Source organism: Paenibacillus sp. UMB7766-LJ446 (assembly GCF_030226665.1).
GTDB classification, from domain to species: domain Bacteria; phylum Bacillota; class Bacilli; order Paenibacillales; family Paenibacillaceae; genus Paenibacillus; species Paenibacillus vandeheii.
The window spans coordinates 117437-135624 of sequence record NZ_JASOYM010000002.1 but is presented as its reverse complement, the minus strand read 5'-3'; the positions used below and the strand labels follow the sequence as shown (position 1 = coordinate 135624).

Genomic DNA, 18188 nt, shown 5'->3' with positions numbered 1-18188 from the left:
CTGCATGTGGAGGTCAGCTCCATTCACTCCAATGGTAAGAGTCATTCTCATCACTGTTTTACTGAAAAGGGGTCGCAGGTCCTCTTTTTACCCTCCTGTACCCGTAACACTCACTAAGATGCGGTCGATATCCGGCGCGTACCCCGTCGGCTGGGAAAATAACAGCGTATTGGACCCCGCTTGCAGATGCACGGTCGTCTCCTGAGAGGCAACTGTTGTCCAGCCGCCGGAGCTTGGGAAATTGAGCGTCGTACCCGCCGCTCCATTCACACTTAATATGGCGGCTCGGGAAGCCTCGCCATTCAGATACTGGATGGTCAATTTGTAGTTGCCTGCGGACGGTACTGATACACCATTGAACTTCAGCGTGCCACTACCGTTGCCTAGATAGCCCACCTTTCCACCGCCTGAGCAAGTCGTGCAGTCCGCAATGACTGCAGAGCCCCCTAATGTGTTCCCTACTGCCTCTGCCTCATAGCTGTTAGCACCAGAAGTCGGAGGTGTAACCGGCGTCACAGGTGGATCAGTCAGTATTGTAGAAGTCGTAGCACTCGCAGAAACATGGAAACCGGACAGTGTCAGCCAGCCATCTCGATTTGCATCCTGACGGGTGTTCGCAAAGCGAAGGGTTTTGCCACCGGAAAGTGGGTTGACAACTCGCATGACCAGCCTGTAGTCCCCGGCTGGAAGGTTGTGATTCGCACTATACGAGAAGGAATAGTCCGTGGCTCCAGGCAAGACGCTTTTCAGATTCCACGATTCCGTGCCGAGTGACTTAACCCATGTGTCAGCAGCATTCAGTACACCAAACTCAACCTTCCAATTGTAGTAAAAGGGGGCGACACCTTTATTCTGAAGTTTGACGTTGACTTGCAGTGAAGACGCCGATGAATCGCTCAACTGTACAGAGGAATTGTACAGCGTGTAGCCAAGCATTTTATGAGCTCGCAGCGCATTAAGCTTAGCCGTCTCATCCGGTAGAGAATTTTTGTACACACGATCGTACATTAGCCAAGAAGCGTGAGTCGTTTCGACTGAGGTCTGGAAGTCCTCACCGTTTTGGTTGGGCCAATGCTGCCAAAAACTCGCATCCTGCTGGAGCGGTGGATAGAGTTCGCCGCCAATCGGATGAGTCTTCCAGATGTTCTGCAGGCCGTTTTGCGTAATCAAATTCCAGAATCCCCAGTCATTTTCGAACAGCGTTTCGTACGAAAATGAATCATCATGGTAGCCAAAAGCGTTTTTCAAATCTGCTGTACTCGCCGAATAAGGGTACCTGGCCAGGACCTGGGTCTTCTGAAACGCACCCTTGAATGCGGAAAGCAGCCCGTCACGGTTGCTCTGGTTCATCTCCCAATTTGTTGGATCGGTATTGTAGGGCCACGTATGCCACTCTCCCCAGAAGCCGTATAACCCTGTCGTCAAGAAGCCGATCCGAGGATCGCCATCGTAGCGGGCCCCAAGTGCGGCGACGAACTGTCGCATTGCCTGATTCAGATTAGCGTCGTTCCAATCGGGGGCCAAACTGTGCGTAGATGTATCGTGGTTGCCATTCTGGTCATAATCCCGGGTCATAAGCCCCCCGTTGATTAGAAATTGCGGAATACCACTCGTACGACCCGGATAGTCGACGTAGACGCGGAAAGCCGCTTGGTTACCCCGACTAGCGATGTCATTCAGATAGGCATCCAGCGGTGCCCAGTTGTACGTGTTCCAGTCCGTCATCAGGTCGCGAAGCGAAACGTAGAACCATTCCATGCTGTGCGGGAAACTGTTGTTCGGATCAACACTTTCCGAAGGGAGCTTGGAGAAGGGTAAAAAGCCCTTCAGTGGATTTAGCTCCAGCCCCGCTTTGTTCGGGTCATAGGTTTGAGCCTGCCACTCTCCGGACGCGTAGGCATGTGTAGGCTTGAAATTCATAAACACGATCGAGCCAAGTAGACAAAAGACGACCATCATCAATCCTAGCCTTGCAAGTCTTGCATTCGACATTGCATCGTTCACTCCTATTCGTATGAGTTTATCTATTAAAAAGGGCAACGTACTTACTCCCCAGCCATACTCACCCCCTCTCCAGCTCGGAATTCTACGCATTAGTGAGCACACATCTCGTTTCTACTTGTTGCAAATAGCTAGTAAACGTGGTGGTACGCCCCCAGCCAATTTTCACAGATTGCATGGACATGATCCAAAAGGTCATCGGGTCATCCCTTACTGGCACTAAAAGCGACACCCTCGATGAATCTCCGTTGGAAAATGAAAAACAGTATGAGCATCGGAACGACAGCCATGAACGCACCAGCCATCAATACAGGATAATCCGTACCGAACATGGAGACAAGTGTCGCGAGGCCTGCCGACAGCGTCAATTTTTCCGGCGAACTGTTGATGATTAGTGGCCACTGTAGTTCATTCCATGACCAGAGCAGTTGAATGATGACGACTGCAACCAGCGCTGACTTGACAAGCGGCAGCATGATATAGCGAAAGATTTGGAACGGATTGCACCCGTCGAGCACTGCTGCTTCCTCCAACTCTTTGGAGATACCGAGGAAAAATTGACGCAGCAAAAATGTCGCAAATGGGCTGACGAGCGAGGTGATCCAAAGTGCAGTCGTCGTATTCACCAATCCAAGTTTGCTCATCATCAAATATTGCGGTGTATAGAACACCGGGTTGGGGATCATCATCACCGAAATGATCAGAAAAAAACACAGTCCTCTACCCGGAAAACGAATGCGTGCAAACGCAAAGGCCGCCATCGCGCTGAAGACAACAGGGAACAACGTCTTCATAAACGCAGCCATCAGCGTGTTCGCATAGTAATGCAGGAAGGCTGATTGCTTGAGGGCATCCACATAACCTCTGAAGCTTGGCTCCGCAGGGAGTATGGTGATCGGAATCTGGGTCGCCTCCGTCGTCGTCTTGAGCGACGTAAGGATCATCCAGAGAAATGGAAGCACCATGACGGCTGCCCCAGCGATCAGAACCAAATGAATAATTAGGTTGTTTCTATGCTTCGAAGAGACAACTCTGCTCACTTTCGAACCTCCTCAATCGTAAATCACCCATTTTTTTTGCAGCATGAACTGGATACCCGTCAAAACCAGGTTGATCACTAGTAAGATGTTGACGATGGCAGCTCCATAGTTCTGATCGTAGTAGATAAACGAATTTTGGTAATAAGCGTATACGAGAGAACGCACCGCGGGTAGTGCAACATTCGTTTTACCGATAATCAGATAGATACTGTCAAAAATTTGTGTAGCACCGATCACGAGTACGATCGATGTAAAAAATAATGTCGGTGTTAATAGCGGGAGCGTAATGGATCGAAACTTGCGAAAGCCGACAGCGCCATCAATCTCAGCAGCCTCATACAGAATGCGTGGAATTCCTTGAAGTCCGGCCAGAATCAGCAGCATGTTAAAGCCGATCGCGCCCCAAACGCCGACCATGACAAGGGCATACATGGCGAAGCGCTTGTCAGATATCCACGCAATGTGAGTGCCGAGTACGGAGTTTAGTAGTCCGTAATCCTGCGCAAAAATAATGACCCACACCATAGCAGCCGCGGCCGCCATTGTAACCTGCGGTAGAAAATAAATGACCCGGTAGACAGACTGGCCCTTGATCTTCGCGTTTAGCAGTACGGCAAAAAACGTGGAAAGTATAATCGTTGTAGGCACAAACAGCACGACATAAAGTATCGTATTACGTAGATTTTGCCAGAACTCCTCGTCCATAAATAATCTCTCGTAGTTGGCCCAACCAACCCAGTGGTTGACAAGGCCGAAGTTTTCGGACTTCAGGAAGCTCAGATAAATGGAATAAACGGCTGGCCAACTCCAAAAAACGAGCGTTCCGATCAACGTCGGAGCGATCATCATATAAGCCCATATATATCTGCTTTTCGAATGCATTGCCTTCACCTCATTTGTGCCATAGGTATTCCGTTAACCGGAATACCATCGACAATTTTGCCTGGCGTAGGGAGCTTACTTTGCGTCCCCAATCGCCTGATTCATCATTTCCGCCACTTTCTTGGCGCCTTCTTCGATTGATATCGCGCCGCCCCATGCCTGTGACATGATTTCTGCTTCTTTCGAGAACCAGACTGGGTATGATTTTGAACCACTCGGGTACGGAGTCGCGTCCGCCGCCTGATCAATGAATACCTGCAGGTTCAAATCAGGATTGTTCTTCACCCATGCGTCTTGCGTGTTATTGAACGCCGGAATCGCCGCACCCATCTCGGCCGTGATCTCAGCGGCCTCCTTGGAGCCGAGGAATTTCAGGAACTGCCATGCTTCATCCTTGTGCTTACCTTTAGTAGACATGACGTTGCCGATGCCATTAATGATATTGCCGCGTTTGACCTTGCCCTTCGGCAGAGGTGCCCAATCGTACTTTCCTTTGATAATTTCACTACTCGCCAGATTGCCATTGTCCCATGATCCGTCGAAAATCATCGCCAGCTTGCCAGACTTGAACATTTCAACCGAATCCGTGTCGGTCATCTGCTGGTGCGTCGGCGAAGCCTTATCAAGAATCATCTGATAACGAGCCTTTAGTGCCTCAATCGATGCCTGTTCGTCGTAACCGGATTTCGTCATATCGTCATTTAAAATGAAACCACCGTTCGCTAACATGTCGTTCCAGTAACCCGCTTGGGTGTCCAGCTTTGCACCAAAACCGTAAATGCCCTTGTCTGGCTGGCTGAGCTGTTTGGCAACTTCAGCAAGCTTGGCATAATCCCACGTGTCGTCCGGGTACGCAATGTTCGCCTGATCGAACAGCTCCTTGTTGTAGGCGAGTCCAATGGTATCGAAGTCCTTTGGAATACCGTAGTTTTGCCCATCCACCGTATAGATAGAGGTGAGGTTGGACGCGTAGTTGTCCAGATCGATTTCGCCCGCCTGCACCTTGTCCGTGATCGGCTCGAGGAACTGGCCTTCTGCGTACTTCATAAACTGACCACCATGCATCCAGAATACATCGGGCAACATTCCTGCTGGTGCTGCGGCGGACATCTTCGTCCAATATTCGCCCCAAGGGATAGCATCAACTTTCACCTTGATGTTCGGGTGCTGCTCCGTGAACGCATCGGCGATCGCTTCCATTGCCGGCTGCTGGTTTTTGTCCCAGATCGTATAAGAGATCGTAACCTTCTTCTGGGCACCACTGTCGGCAGCCCCGCCTCCGTCGTTAGAATTATTGCAGCCGGCCATCAACGAGACGAGCAGTAAGCTGGCGAGCCCTGCGGCCCATTTTTTTCTTATGTTCATCGTAATACTCCCCTCGACTTTTCTTAAAAAATGAAGATTGTCCCTTTACTTCAGCAGTCGTGTTCAAAAAGCTGGAGGACGGAAAAATTGCGCTTTTTTCCGCCAGTCGATCGTCGTGAGCTCTTGACGTTCTCATCATAAATCAGGGAAAATCCGGTTTAAATGCCCAAATTTTAAGATTCAAACCACATTTTTAAGATCCCCTTCCAAAGGGCAGAGGATCTCTGCATAATAAAAGCCGTATCAAAATTCAAACGATTGGGGCAAATATTCCACAAGATTTTGTCCGCAATTCCAAAGGAGAATTCTCCCATGAATAATATCTCAATCACCCGTCTGCCCGGTGAATACTGGTGGGGCGGTGTAATCAACGATGGCAGCTCGATGCCGTTTGGCCAGACTGCGTATACGAGGGATTTGCGCATGACAGACGACAATCAGGCCTCGCCTTTGCTGCTCTCCAATAAGGGCAGATATATTTGGAGCGAGGAGCCATTTGCTTTCCATGTGGACGAGAATGGGCTTTCCGTTTTTGATATTGCTGGTGAGGTCGTCGTGGAGGAGGAGCTCAACACACTACAGGGTGCATACCGTCATGCTGCCGGCACACATTTCCCGCCGTCACAGCAGGTACCCGACGCCCTGGTATTCACAGCTCCGCAGTACTGTACCTGGGTCGAGATGTTCTATAACCCCACACAGGAGAAAATCATCCGTTATGCCGAATCCATTCTAGCGAACGGACTACCGCCCGGCGTCCTTATTATCGACGACAATTGGATGATGGATTATGGCATGTGGTACTTTGACAAGCACAGGTTCCCGAATCCCCGGGAGATGATCGATACGCTTCACGGCATGGGCTTCAAGGTGATGCTCTGGATGTGCCCATACGTGAGTCCAGACTGCACGATGTTTAAGGAATTGCGGGCGGGAGATCTGCTTCTAAAAGGTGTGGACAACGCACCATTAATCCGACATTGGTGGAATGGTTACAGCGCAGTTGTGGATTATACGAAAGAGGAAGGTGCAGCTTGGTTCAAGCGGCAGATGGATCGTCTGATCACGGATTACGGCGTTGATGGTTTTAAACTTGATGCTGGCGAGCCGATCTTGCCGAGCGGAGCGGACACGACCCAGCCCGTTGCATGGACTCGTCCCCTGCGCCTGCTTGAGGACTGCGAAGCTTACGCCAACCTCGGAGTTGGCTACTCGCTGGTTGAGCTGCGGATGTGTTGGAAGCTCGGTGGCCAAGGACTCATCCAGCGCCAGCGGGACAAGACACATACGTGGGACGCTACGGGGCTCAGCGGACTCATTCCGAACGCAATTGCTCAGGGACTGCTTGGCTATGCATTTAACTGCCCCGACATGATCGGCGGCGGTATGGACGGCGACATCAACTCCCCGGAGTTTCACTTTGACAGCGAGTTGTTCGTAAGGTATACCCAGTGTGCCGCACTGTTCCCTGTTATGCAGTTTTCCATGGCACCCTGGCGCGTGTTGAACGGTGAGGAGCTAACCTGGTGCCTTGACGCCGTAAGGCTAAGATCTGAGCTTGGCCCTGAACTGCTCGCCCTTGCTCGCCAGGCCGCTGCAGATGGCCTGCCGATACTGCGCAGTCTGGAGTTTGAATATCCCGATTGCGGCTATGAGCTCGTAAATGATCAGTTTCTCCTCGGTCAGAATCTGCTCGTTGCGCCAGTCGTCGTTAAGGGGCTGACGTCCAGAACCGTAGTTTTCCCTGAGGGTCAATGGCAAGGCGATGATGGAAACGTCATCAATGGGCCAACCGAATTGCAAGTTGATGCTCCACTCTCACGTCTGCCCTGGTATCGCAAAATTCAATAGGAGGCATGTCTCCAAGAAATATAAGCTTTCCCTGATAGGTGCTGGCACCCGAGAACTGCTTAGCTACACTCTTCGAACTCCAATTGACAAAGGAACAGTTATGCTTAGATAATAAAAAGATTGAAGATACGCCAACCGTAACAACCGAAAACTGACTGGGGGATCTAAGCATGTATGAGCTTTTAATCGTTGATGATCATGCTCATCTCGTGGACAGTCTCGAACGCACCATGCCGTGGGAAGCGCTCGGCATCGGCAAGGTTCACAAAGCTTTCTCTGGCGAAGAGGCACTTGAACATTGCAAGAGCTATCCCGTCGATATTATCATCACCGATATTCGAATGCCCGGAATCTCCGGCTTGGAGCTGATTGAGCATATAAAAAAATACGACAAACACTTCAAAAGCATTCTGCTATCCGGCTACAGCGAATGGGACTACGCGCAGGAGGCCATCAGACAGCAGGTGGATGGTTACCTGCTCAAACCGGTCGACCAAAGGGAGCTGGCCGACATGCTGCGCCAACTCACGGAAGTGCTCCGCCTTGAATGGGACGAACGTGGCAAGCAGGAGAAGGCCATGATCATGCTCACCGAACATATGCCCTTGTTTCGAGAGAAGCTGCTCATTGATCTGCTTCAAGGAAGAAAGCTGCCTCCCAAGCTGCTCGAAGAAAAAATGGCTTATTACCGGTTGCCGTTCTGTCCGAGCGACGAAACTGCAATATGCCTGCTCCGCATTGAATCGTCTGCAGAGGAGTCGAACTGGATGGACCAGTCCTTGCTCTCCTCAGCCGTCGCAAATATCGCTGAGGAAACATTCTCCGAGTTGTTCCATGTGTGGCATGGACGTGATGCGTACGAGCATGAAGTCTTCGTTCTCAAGGTGCGGGAAGAGTCATGGCTAGCGCGGGAGACGGAACCGGAGGTTCATCGACAGCGGTCCCTCGAACATTTGGCTGCCAGACTGCAGCAACACGTCAGGCACTTTCTCAAAAGCAGCATCTCAATCGTCGTGAGCCACTGGCAGGTCATGGCTCACGGCCTGCGTGAGACTTACCAGGATTCACTGGCTATACTGACCCGCCATCTTGGCGGTGAGACGGACCTCTTAATCCGCCTGCAGGACGCCTTAGTGCCCGAAAAGCCCTACCGCGTCCATAGCCTTTACGAATCGCCCACGATGATCCAGTTGTTCGAAATTTACCAGTGGGAGGCGATCGCTGCCAAGTGGGACGCTATTTTCCTTGAGGTGACAAACAAGCGAATGGATTCACGGGAGACGCTGCTTGAGCTCTATTATCACGCGATGGGCGCCTTCAGTTTTTTTGCCCACAAAAACGGACTCAGCCTGCTTGAGATTCTCCCCCCGGAGCTGGACAAGGCCGCTGAAACCAACCGGTTCCGCCATATGCACCAGCTTCAGCATTGGATAATGTCCACGCTGGAGCAATTGCGGGAGATGACCAAAAGTGAATGGAACAACGAGCAAGTGGCGCTCATCCGTAAGGTCCAGCAATTCATCACCGCGCATCTCGCGGATGCCACGCTGCAGACGGCAGCGGACCACGTCGGCCTGCACCCCGCCTACTTGTCTGCTCTATTTAAAAGCAAGGCAAGCGAGAATATTAGTGAGTACTTGTACAAAGTGCGCATGCAGCGGGCGCGGGAAATACTTATGGAGCAGCCAGAGCTCAAGGTTAGCGACGTTGCGACGGCGATCGGCTACCATAAGCCGCAGTACTTCATCAAGTTGTTCAAAGAGCATTTTGGGCTGACACCGCAAGACTTCCGTCACCAATCCTCCTGACCGAACGGGGACACTTTAATGAAACTAACCATTTTCACAAAAATTGTGCTTGTCATCTTTCTACTGCTTGTCTCTACCCTGCTTCTGTACTACCTGACCAATCGCTCCAGCGTACGGCTAATCAAGCAGGAAATCCAACGCGTGAAGCTGAATGAGCTCACTTTCTTGGCCGGAGACATCGACAATAATCTGTCCAAAGTATCGTCCTTTAGCGATTTTCTCGTACTCGACAAAGATGTTCGACTGCTTGCGACTCCTTCCTTTTTGGAAGGAGATTTTGAACTGAACAAGTTGAAGCTGCGGGTGTCGGACAAGTTGAACCTGTTGCATGCCCTGAACAACTGGAACGCCGAATTTATGGTGATTTACGATGAGGACAGCTCAGCTTTCTCTTCAACATCCTCTTCGTCGAAGCTAAGCGAACTGTACCTGGAGACACACTTCCGCCCGTTCTGGCAGTATGAGCAGACGGGCGACGGTGGGTATTTGACGTATTATTTGGCGCATCCGTACACTTTCCGGTTTGATCCGGAGGAAGTGTCTTATGTCGTCAGGGCCAAGATCGATACCAAAAATGTACTTGCTTACTTGGACCGTGCCAAGGGAACAAACGACAACAGCGCAATTTTGTTGTCTGCAGCTGGGGATGTGCTGGCAAGCGACACAGAAAAGCTTCCTTTCATCCATGAATTGACACGGCGGCTTGAGATTGGCCAAGAGATGAGTGGTAACCGACTTATTAAACTGGACGGTGAGCAATACCTCGTTAATTTCTCTGTTCTGAGTAACTTCAAAGATTGGTACATCGTGGATTATACCCCGATCAGTGAGGTGCTCAATCCGATCTATGCCAACCAGCGTCTCTACTATTTCTCCAGTGTTTTCCTTCTTCTGTTCAGCATTCTGCTCGCCCTGTTGTTGTACCGGGACGTGCAGATCCCGATACGAAAACTGCTCTGGGGCGTCAGGAAAATCACATCCGGTCAATATTCCATCACACTTCGCCAGGAGAGTAATGACGAATTCATGTATTTGTTTGACCGCTTCAACGAGATGTCCAAAGAAATCAAAGAGTTAATTGAAAGGGTTTACATGGAACAGATTCGCTCGAAGGAGGCAAAACTGCGACAGCTCCACTCCCAGATCCAGCCGCACTTCCTGTACAACTCGCTTGCGTTTATTAAAAGTATGACCGAACTTGACGAGAAGCAGGCCGTCATTGACATGTCCATAAGCTTAAGCCGTTATTTCCGGCAAACGATCAAGTTCGAGAACACGTATACAACGGTGCGGGACGAGCTTGAGCTTGTCCGGTTATACCTCACGATCCAGAGTCTTCAGATGGACCGCTTCGTTTTCACTATTGACGTCGAGGAGCATCTTCTCGATTTACAGGTACCGCGGCTTCTGCTGCAACCGCTCGCGGAAAATGCCATTCTGCATGGCATTGAGTCGCTTCGCACGGTCGGAGACATCCAGATTACAGGTCATTCCGACGGAGAATACTGTGAGCTGATTGTGGCGGATAACGGCTGTGGTGTCGAGCCTGGTCGCATCGACACGCTCCGTAATGCAATCTACTATGACGCGGACGCCAATACTGCGTGGGCGCTTCACAATGTATATGAGCGGATGAGAGCGGTGCTCGGCTCAGAGGCCGATATGGAGCTGGCTAATGGAGAATTGGGCGGACTTCAGGTGACATTGCGCTGGAAAGTTGTCCGTGAACAGGAGGTTACCGAGATATGTTAATCTGGAAATGGTTGAAGCAGACAGGGCTGTTTGGCCTCGCGATGATCTTGTTCCTCGTCGTCATGATTTTTTCGTTCATCTTTTGGGAAGATCCAACAGTACCCTCCCAACTTCAGGAAAAAAAGAACACGCCTACAGGGCCTGCCCCTTCATTCATCGGTGGGAAATATGAGTCTCCGGTGGTCTTGACGACCGTTGGGCATCTCTACCCGGACATCGATTTCAAAAACGGTGAAGATCTTCAGAACAACGTACTGAGCCGATTGTTTGAGGACAAGCTTGGCATCAAGGTCAATTACCTCTGGACGACGACGGGTGACGAGGACGTCTACATCAATAAACTGAACACCTTGATCGCGACTGGTCAGTCGCTTCCCGACATCGTCACATTCAAGGGTGGACAAAATATGTATCCGCTGCTGCGCTCCGGTGCTTTCCGCGAAGTAGGACAGCTGTTCGAGCAGTATGCCTCACCCAAGTGGAAAGCAGCCATGGCACAGGCGCCCGAATCGTGGGACCGGTATATGATCAACGGCAAAAAAATGGCAATACCGATCCTCGACGGCAACATGAACTCGAACGAGGTATTGTACATCCGTCAGGGTTGGCTCGACAAACTTGGTTTGTCGGCCCCCTCCACCATTGAAGAGATGGAGAATGTCATGGATGCATTCGTTCATCTTGACCCGGACGGCAATGGTAAAGACGACACTTATGGACTTAGCATTAGCCTCAAAAATTCGTTTTTCACCTGGATGTCGGATGCGGGCTTCGTGTTTGGTGCTTACGGGGAGATGCCAGACATTTGGAGCACAGACGATGAAGGAATTCTGTCTTACGGATCGGTCCAGCCAAGTATTCGGCAAGGTCTAACGACGTTGAAGCGCTGGATGGAGCGAGGCTACGTGCCAAAGGATGCTGAGATTCTCGATGAGGTTCAAGCGACGGAATCATGGAAGCTGGGCAAGGCAGGCATGATTGTGGCGCCGCTGTGGGCCGCAGGATGGCCGCTAGGGGATGTGACTGCGAACGTGCCGGATGCCCGGTTCGAGGCATACCCGATCCCCGTCGGGCCAAGCAGCTTATCCGGTACGCGCGGCACGCCGCCGGAGTATGGTGCAATTGCCATCAACGCAGAAATGGCGAATCCTGAATTTTTTTTCAATTATATGAACTTTGTTTATGACAACTTCGTCGATCCTCCCTCTGGCTCGCCCTATCGTTGGGGTATCGCTGAAGGCTACGACTACGGCTATGAAGAGGGCAAGGTGACATTCCTGGAAAGCCAGGTTCCAGGCGGATTTGCGGACCCCCAAAAGTATCTCCTAAGCCTGTCGCTCCCCTCGGTCCCTAACTTGCTCAGTCAATCCATTGCTCGCATCAACAGCGGTGCATCCAATCAGACGTCATATGACATCAAAAACAAGCTGCTGCGTACGCCTCAGGAGCTGAAGGGTTGGCAAATCGTCGAAAGCAATCCCTCTGTCTACAAGACAGACGCCTTCACCGGAGCGCCGACGCCGACGATGGAAAAAATCGGTGACGCCCTTGACGAGTTACTGCATGATGCGATGCTCAAAATCGTGTACGGACAGGAGCCCCTGTCAAGCTTCGATCTCGTCGTCGCTAGATGGCATGAGCTGGGCGGTGATAAGATAACTGAAGAGGTGAACGAATGGTACACATCGCTGGGGAAAAACTAATCAATAATAGTTGTTTTCTGTGGGTTATTTAAAAATTAAAAACATGGCGCACAATGTTGAATTGTACGCCATGTTTATGAGATATTAATTCAATTCAGATATGATTGGATAGATTGGACCTCTCAGATTGAAATTGTAGTTCATGTCTACAATCCCCACTGTTTCACTGCTATCATATAAATCTAACATGAAGCCAGCCATTTCCTTGGCGGTGTGGTATTTAGACATGTTTGCTTTGTAATCAAATTCTTCTGTATCTAAAGATTTTTTCACGAATTCCGTTTCCGTTATAGCTGGAGCCAGGACCTTTGCTTTAAGTTTTGCACCTTTGATTTCAAGCTCTTTAGCCAGCCCTTCTGTAAAGGCACTCACGTAATATTTCGATGCCGAATAAGCAACGCTTCCAACAGCAATGGCATATCCGAGTGCGGATGCAACGTTAATTAACTGAGTTCCTTCTACATCTGCGTAATCTCGCACATATAGTGTAGAAAGGATCGTCAAGGATTCAATGTTCACACGCAGCATCGTTTCAACTTTTTCCAGATTCTGTTCTGCTACAAAAGATCCTTCCCCCAGCCCGGCATTGTTAATCCAAGTCTCAATATGATATTCCTTAAGCGTGTTATACAGTGTGTATGCTTGACTTGTATCCGATAGATCACTTGTATGAACAATAACATTTACAGACGGATCATTACTTTGAATTGTTGATTTGAGTTCTTCTAATTTGTCCAATCTTCTAGCGACCAAGATTAAGTTTTTGCCTCGTGCCGCAAACGCCAATGCTGTCTCATATCCAATCCCTGAACTTGCACCTGTAATAACTGTATAGTTCATCCTGTTTTCTCCTTCTCAACATGTATTTTAGTTAGATAAGCTTTCAAAATTAATCTAGAACGATCGTTCTTAATAGTGCAAAAAAAACAGTTAGATCTAACTTGCTATTTAGAATAGCATTTCTAGAACGAACAGTAAAGAATTATTTTCTGCTTCATATTTCATGTTGTTGGAACGGGAACTTTGAGTTTTTCCAGACATGCGATACAAGTTCTCCATAAGGTCAAGAGGACAAGAACCTGTATCACTAAAACAAAGCCACCTCATGAAGGCAATTCCTTTTGCTTCTCATGCTGTAAACCTCTATTAGTCTAAGACGGATAATGTCATATCCATAATATTTTTTAATTTTTGCTGATCGGTAGTGGTCTTAACCAACGTACGTATCCCCACCCATGCATTCATTAAATAGTGAGAAATAACTACAGGGTCAAGGTCAGCCTTGATTTCGCCCGTTTGTTGGCCTTCCCGAACAAGGTTTCTTAAGAATTCCTCTGTTCGCAAATTACTCTCATTAACCAAAGAGGCAACTTCAGGATCCAACACCCCGAGTTCCACTCCTGAGTTTACAAGAAAACATCCTAAAGGTTGTCCTTCATTTCTTATTGTCGACTCAAACAAAACCCGAATGATCTCTTTAACTGGTTTATGTGTATCAATCAAAAAGCTCATTTTATTGCTCTGCTTTGTTTCATATCGTTCAAGAGCTTTCATAAATAGAGCATGCTTATCCCCAAACGTATCATAGATGCTTCTTCGGTGGATGCCCATATACTCAACCAAATCCTGCATTGAAGTTTTCTCATATCCTTGTGTCCAGAACAAATGTATGGCTTTATCTAATACTTCATTTACTTCAAATTCTTTGGATCTTGCCATCGTCATCACCTCGAATACACATTATACATTGAAGTCAACAATCGGCAAACTGGAAATGAAAAAGGGATAGATTACAGGTAAGGCATGTATCAAGAGGGATTTATTGAATTGCAACATCATCCATCGCTCGAACAGCTCGTTCGAATGCTTTAATTCTTCTTTTTAAAAGCGTCTTTTGAGGACTTCCCGCTTTTGACTTACCATACATGTTCTCAAGGGATGGGAATAAACCAGTCAAAACATCGCGAGCTTCTGCTATCTCTTCCTTTGTATACTGATGAGGTGTTTGGTTCCAAGTCGTTTCCAGTATCGCTAAGCCGATGTATAAAGCATTGAGACGTTTCTTTAAAAGAGTCGTGTTATTACCTTTCTGGGTCAAATTAGTCAAGGCGTTTTCCGATTTACGAATTGTCGATTGGAAGGCTTGGATGGATTCCAATTTTTCTTCATCTGATACATTTTCCATGTGGTGCTGTCACTCCTTTTCTCATGCATACAACTAATTTACATGCCCAACGTGATGGGATCAATATTATAAATATTATAATGGGCCAAAACTACCACAGGTTTCAATGGATAACTATCGTTCCCACCATACTGGACCAATAAAAAAAATCCCGCCCTAGACATTTTCGTCCAAAACGGGATGCATATCATCATTTACTTGTTTGCGTTTTCCTTGGTCACCAGCTTCAATTCAGCCGGGATTGATTTTTCTACCTGCTTGCCGTCCAGCACATCCAGAGCAGCTTGCACAGCGAGCTGGCCAATCAGTACCGGCTGCTGAGCGACGGTGGCTGTCAGCTTTCCGTCCTGAATGGATTTGATCGCATCATCGTTACCATCAAATCCAATTACGGGAATGTTTTTACCAGAGCTTTGGATTGCTTCGATCGCGCCCAGTGCCATTTCATCGTTATGGGCAAATACCGCTTGTACGTCAGGGTTGCCCTGCAGCAAGTTCTCCATTACATTCAAGCCTTTGGAACGATCGAAATCGGCAGACTGCTTGGCAACTACATTAAGTTTTTGGTCAGCAACCTCATGAAAACCTTTCCCCCGCTCTCTTGTTGCGGAAGCTCCAGGTACACCCTCAAGTTCGATTACTTTCGCTCCCTCGCCAAGGTGTTCTACGAAATATTCCGCTGCCATTTGTCCACCCTTGATGTTATCGGATGCAACCAAAGCAGCCACGTCGCCTTTGTCTGCTGAACGGTCCAGTGTAATCACGGGAATGCCCACACTATTGGCAGACTGAACAGCCGTAGAGATTGCCGCGGAATCCGCCGGGTTAATCAGAAGGGCATCCACACCTTGTTGAATCAGGTCGTCCACATCATTCGTTTGTTTGGCCGAATCATTTTGCGCGTCAACCACGATGACCTGAATTCCTTGTTTCTTGGCTTCTGCAACTACCCCGTCTTTGAGGGAAACAAAGAAGGGATTATTCAACGTGGAAACCGACAGGCCGATTTTCTTCTGTCCATTGCTTCCGGCAGAGTCGGGCTTGGCCCAGCCCGGAGGCTCCAGAGAGCATCCAGCCAGAACGATCATCATTACGCTTACAAGCAATATGGTTAGTTTTTTCATGTTCGCTTCTCTCCTTAAGCCGTTTTCTTGCGGTCCAACAGGACAGCGATGGCAATAACGACGCCTTTTACAACCATTTGATAAAACGAGTTCACTCCGAGCAGATTCAAACCATTGTTCAACACGCCAATGATCAGGACCCCGATCAATGTACCGACGATCCGTCCTCTACCACCTGATAGGCTTGTTCCGCCCAGAACTACAGCAGCAATGGCGTCCAGCTCATATGAAGTACCTGCTGTTGGCTGCGCGGAATTCAGGCGGGAGGTCAGGATTGCGCCTGCCAGCGCTGACAGCATACCTACCAGGGAGTAAATCATGATTTTTACGCGGTGAACTTTAATACCTGAGATAATGGATGCTTTCTCATTGCCACCAAGCGCGTACGTTTTACGACCGAAGGACGTTTTGTGCAGTATCGTCCACAGAATTACAAAGGTAATCAGCATTGTGATCGCTGGCACCGGGATACCAAGCATATAACCACGACCGAACAGTTGGAACAGCAGGCTGTCGCCCAACCCTGTAATCGGGTTACCATTCGTATACACCAGCGTCAATCCCCGGAACACCGTCATCGTTGCCAATGTAGCAATAAACGGAGCCATCTTGCCCTTCGTAATCATCAATCCGTTCACCATACCCATAACACCGCCGAGCGCAACCCCGATAATGATCGACAGAATCGGATCCAGGCCGGACAGCATCATATTGGCTACAAAGGCGCTGGATAGAGCCAGTATAGAGCCCACCGACAAGTCGATGCCCCCAGTCAGAATGACAAATGTCATACCAAAAGCAATCAGCGCGTTAATTGAAACCTGACGCAATAAATTCAGAATGTTAAGCGGTTCCAAAAAGCTTGGATTTAATACCGATACGATAATAATCAGAATGATCAGCCCGAGCAGCGGACCTAATTTCTGTGTCAGATTCGTCAAGCGGAAGCCGCTTTTGGCGGGTTGGTTTTCCTGCAAAGTTGTCATGTCATTGTCCCCCTGTAGCCATTGTCATAATGTTTTCCTGTGTTGCCTCTTCTTTTGCCAGTTCACCGCTAATGCGTCCCTCATGCACAACCGCGATTCGATCACTCATGCCGAGCACTTCAGGCAGCTCGGAAGATACCATAATGATTGCAACTCCGCGGTCCGTCAGCTCGTTCATCAACTGATAAATCTCCCGTTTGGCTCCAACATCCACGCCGCGTGTCGGCTCATCCAGGATGAGTACACTTGGGCCAATGCCGACCCATTTGGCGATAACCACCTTCTGTTGGTTGCCCCCTGACAGGTTTCGTACTGCCGTTTCGGATGATTGCGTCTTGATTTGCAAACGTTTGATGAGCGTATCGACGAATTCCTGTTCTTTCTGAGTCGAAATGAACCCTTTATTTGAGAAGCTGAACAGATTCGGTAATGCCATATTCTCACGAATGGAGAAATCCAATACCAGGCCTTCATCCTTCCGGTCTTCGGTAATAAATCCAATTCCATGTTTAACCGCATCGGCAGGTTTCCGAATGTGAACCTTTTTGCCTCGAATCATAATTTCGCCACCGTCCAAGGGTTCCAAACCGAAGATGGCCCGCATGATCTCTGTACGTCCAGAACCCATCAACCCGGAGAACCCGAGAATTTCGCCTGCTCTCACCGTAAAGCTAATATTCTGGAACAATCCTTTGCTGCTGGCGTCCCGTACCTCCAGGACTACTTCACCATACGAAGGATTTCGTGCCGGATATCGCTCCGTAAGCTCCCGTCCAACCATTTTCCGCACCACTTCATCAAAACTCGTCTCCGGGATCGACTTCGTATCTACCGTTTTGCCGTCACGCATGATCGTAATGCGATCACAAATCGTGAAAATTTCCTCCATCCGGTGCGATATATATACGATGGAAACACCATTTTTCTTAAGCGAAGTGATTACGCCAAACAATTTCTGTATCTCCCGCTCCGTAAGCGCTGCTGTCGGCTCATCCATAATGATGACTTTGGCGTCGGTCATCAGTGCTTTGGCGATTTCAATCATTTGCTGCTGACCGACAGAGCATTCCCCAGCAGGACGATCCAGTGGAATCTGTACGGATAGCTTGGCAAACTGCTCAGCGGCAAACGCTTTCATTTGTTTTGTGTTCAGCAACCCAAATGACGAGGTTATTTCCTTGCCTATAAAGAGATTATCAAGCACTGTCATTTCCGGCCAGACGTTCAATTCCTGGTGGATAAACGCAAGCCCCATCTTCTCAGCTTCCTTCGGATTGGCAAAATAGGTTTCTTTGCCGTCAATGGAGATAGTTCCCTGATCCCGTCCATTAAGACCGATCAAAATGTTCATAAGCGTGGATTTGCCGGCCCCGTTCTCACCCATCAGGGCATGAACCTCGCCTTCCTTCAGTTCGAAATCCACCCCGCTCAGTACTTGGTTGGTGCCAAAGGCTTTATATATGTCTTGCATCTGAATATGCATGATGCCGT

The 18188-nt window shown here is 49.0% G+C and carries 14 protein-coding genes; 4 read left to right on the top strand and 10 right to left on the bottom strand.

The window, feature by feature from the left end:
• Positions 1 to 87: 87 nt before the first annotated feature.
• The 4 genes from QP794_RS05605 to QP794_RS05590 form a co-directional block, all read right to left on the bottom strand.
• Positions 88 to 1992 (bottom strand): DUF4832 domain-containing protein, encoded by a 1905-nt coding sequence (locus QP794_RS05605; protein ID WP_285075302.1) that lies wholly within the window; start codon positions 1990 to 1992, stop codon positions 88 to 90.
• A gap of 212 nt (positions 1993 to 2204) precedes the next feature.
• The gene (locus QP794_RS05600; protein ID WP_285075301.1) at positions 2205 to 3041 is read right to left on the bottom strand and encodes a carbohydrate ABC transporter permease; all 837 of its coding nucleotides are present in this window, start codon (positions 3039 to 3041) and stop codon (positions 2205 to 2207) included.
• A 12-nt stretch (positions 3042 to 3053) separates the two neighbouring features.
• On the bottom strand, positions 3054 to 3890 hold the full coding sequence (locus tag QP794_RS05595; protein WP_236703350.1) for a carbohydrate ABC transporter permease: 837 nt from the start codon (positions 3888 to 3890) through the stop codon (positions 3054 to 3056).
• A 108-nt stretch (positions 3891 to 3998) separates the two neighbouring features.
• Entirely contained in the window at positions 3999 to 5288 is a 1290-nt protein-coding gene (locus tag QP794_RS05590) for an ABC transporter substrate-binding protein (protein ID WP_285075300.1), read from the bottom strand.
• A gap of 282 nt (positions 5289 to 5570) precedes the next feature.
• Between QP794_RS05590 and QP794_RS05585 the strand changes: the two genes are divergently transcribed.
• The 4 genes from QP794_RS05585 to QP794_RS05570 all read left to right on the top strand — a co-directional run bounded on the left by QP794_RS05585 (position 5571) and on the right by QP794_RS05570 (position 12402).
• Positions 5571 to 7139: a glycoside hydrolase family 31 protein gene (locus QP794_RS05585; RefSeq protein WP_285075299.1), complete on the top strand. Its 1569-nt coding sequence runs from the start codon at positions 5571 to 5573 to the stop codon at positions 7137 to 7139.
• A 170-nt stretch (positions 7140 to 7309) separates the two neighbouring features.
• Positions 7310 to 8947: a response regulator gene (locus QP794_RS05580; RefSeq protein ID WP_285075298.1), complete on the top strand. Its 1638-nt coding sequence runs from the start codon at positions 7310 to 7312 to the stop codon at positions 8945 to 8947.
• Between the two features lie 18 nt (positions 8948 to 8965).
• Positions 8966 to 10699 carry a sensor histidine kinase gene (locus tag QP794_RS05575; protein ID WP_079349142.1) on the top strand — a complete coding sequence of 578 codons (1734 nt, stop codon included), beginning with the start codon at positions 8966 to 8968 and terminating at the stop codon, positions 10697 to 10699.
• Positions 10693 to 12402: an extracellular solute-binding protein gene (locus tag QP794_RS05570; RefSeq protein ID WP_285075297.1), complete on the top strand. Its 1710-nt coding sequence runs from the start codon at positions 10693 to 10695 to the stop codon at positions 12400 to 12402. Before QP794_RS05575 ends, QP794_RS05570 begins: the two co-directional genes overlap by 7 nt.
• A gap of 84 nt (positions 12403 to 12486) precedes the next feature.
• Here QP794_RS05570 and QP794_RS05565 read toward each other — a convergent pair whose 3' ends face one another.
• The 6 genes from QP794_RS05565 to QP794_RS05540 form a co-directional block, all read right to left on the bottom strand.
• Complete coding sequence (locus tag QP794_RS05565; protein ID WP_285075296.1) at positions 12487 to 13242, bottom strand: SDR family NAD(P)-dependent oxidoreductase; 756 nt, start codon at positions 13240 to 13242, stop codon at positions 12487 to 12489.
• 306 nt (positions 13243 to 13548) lie between these two features.
• Positions 13549 to 14121: a TetR/AcrR family transcriptional regulator gene (locus QP794_RS05560; protein ID WP_285075295.1), complete on the bottom strand. Its 573-nt coding sequence runs from the start codon at positions 14119 to 14121 to the stop codon at positions 13549 to 13551.
• Between the two features lie 100 nt (positions 14122 to 14221).
• Positions 14222 to 14587 (bottom strand): hypothetical protein, encoded by a 366-nt coding sequence (locus QP794_RS05555; RefSeq protein ID WP_285075294.1) that lies wholly within the window; start codon positions 14585 to 14587, stop codon positions 14222 to 14224.
• Between the two features lie 194 nt (positions 14588 to 14781).
• Positions 14782 to 15711 (bottom strand): ribose ABC transporter substrate-binding protein RbsB, encoded by a 930-nt coding sequence (rbsB, locus tag QP794_RS05550; RefSeq protein ID WP_079349146.1) that lies wholly within the window; start codon positions 15709 to 15711, stop codon positions 14782 to 14784.
• Between the two features lie 14 nt (positions 15712 to 15725).
• On the bottom strand, positions 15726 to 16697 hold the full coding sequence (locus QP794_RS05545) for an ABC transporter permease subunit (protein ID WP_063562749.1): 972 nt from the start codon (positions 16695 to 16697) through the stop codon (positions 15726 to 15728).
• A gap of 1 nt (position 16698) precedes the next feature.
• Positions 16699 to 18180, bottom strand: a complete 1482-nt coding sequence (locus QP794_RS05540; RefSeq protein WP_285075293.1) for a sugar ABC transporter ATP-binding protein — start codon at positions 18178 to 18180, stop codon at positions 16699 to 16701.
• Positions 18181 to 18188 lie beyond the last annotated feature (8 nt).